2 protein-coding genes are annotated in these 1,061 nt (G+C 33.7%); both read right to left on the minus strand.

Features of this window, described 5'->3' with window-relative positions; translation table 11 throughout:
- Positions 1 to 411 precede the first annotated feature (411 nt).
- Positions 412 to 579 (minus strand): hypothetical protein, encoded by a 168-nt coding sequence (locus tag B5X70_RS18115; RefSeq protein WP_157666491.1) that lies wholly within the window; start codon positions 577 to 579, stop codon positions 412 to 414.
- Positions 580 to 590: 11 nt separating this feature from the next.
- A complete protein-coding gene (locus B5X70_RS18120; protein ID WP_157666492.1) occupies positions 591 to 752 on the minus strand; it encodes a hypothetical protein in 162 nt (53 codons plus the stop codon).
- Between the last annotated feature and the right edge of the window lie 309 nt (positions 753 to 1,061).

Consider the following 1,061-nt stretch of genomic DNA (forward strand, 5'->3'; position numbering starts at 1 on the left):
GCTCTTTGTATTGCTTGTAAAATGTATTGTTCATTATACAAAGGTAGAGTCTCTCCTTTAGGCTGCAATACCAGATTGGAACTTTAGTTCGCTAAGAATTACGCTTATGTCGTCGATATGTTAAAACAGAGGATATCATGACAGATGCAATTAAAATAAACAACAGAGGCATTAAATCACCTGTTAGCAAAGTGCTTTCTCGGCTAGTGGTTTTTATGTATGCAAACTCTAAAACAATTTTTAGTGCAACAATACTAACAAATAAGACCATTAGAGTTTTAAGAAAATAACGTGACAATGGCTTTGGAATCATAGTTATTATGTTTTATATTTTACCATATATTATTTATATTGGAGTGTTATACAACACTCCAATATTTAGCATTTTAACGATTAAATCGATGTGTGTTTTTAACAGCAACAACCGTTTTTGCGGAATTGGTATATCCCTTCCATTATTTCACCAAAAACATAACCAGCAGCCACCCCAAGTACAAATACGGTCACAGGGTCAAGGCCACCATCAATTTTACTCAGGTCTGTTTCCGATAATTCTATTAATAAGTGTTCTTTTTTCATAGCTTTTTGTTTTAAATTCCTCTCATCATCATTGTGTTATGATACATCGTTGATGGATATGGATTGCATTTAAGAGCGCAAAGAAATCTCTCTACAAAATCTGCAATCCAACCCCCTCCATTATTCTCTTTCATTTCCTGAACACTAAGTTCTTTTAATTCTAAGTTGTTCATACTAAATAAATTTACTCTCTCCAACCATCTCCGGGCGTTGGTCATTTCCCAATCATGGAGGTTTTCCGGTTAGCTAGCATGTCAGAAACTCCAATCATACTGCTAAATTATGGTCGTTCCGTGCATAAAAAAAGCACTAAAGTAAATTTATGCATTTTCCGCCAAAAAGGGAAAATTCAAGAATTAATTTGTTTCCGTATCCTTTTTATTATTCTCAACCAATAGCGTCCTAAACGATTAAAAAAGTGAGAAGGAATTTAAGTATCTCAAATTATCTTTGAGGTGCACAACAAAAAAACCTTCTCACAT

This window comes from Alkalitalea saponilacus (assembly GCF_900168165.1).
Classification (GTDB): Bacteria; Bacteroidota; Bacteroidia; order Bacteroidales; family Marinilabiliaceae; genus Natronoflexus; species Natronoflexus saponilacus.

Coding starts and splice junctions, on each gene's coding strand:
- B5X70_RS18115 (WP_157666491.1), bottom strand. CDS start 579: ATGAAAAAAGAACACTTATTAATAGAATTATCGGAAACAGACCTGAGT.
- B5X70_RS18120 (WP_157666492.1), bottom strand. CDS start 752: ATGAACAACTTAGAATTAAAAGAACTTAGTGTTCAGGAAATGAAAGAG.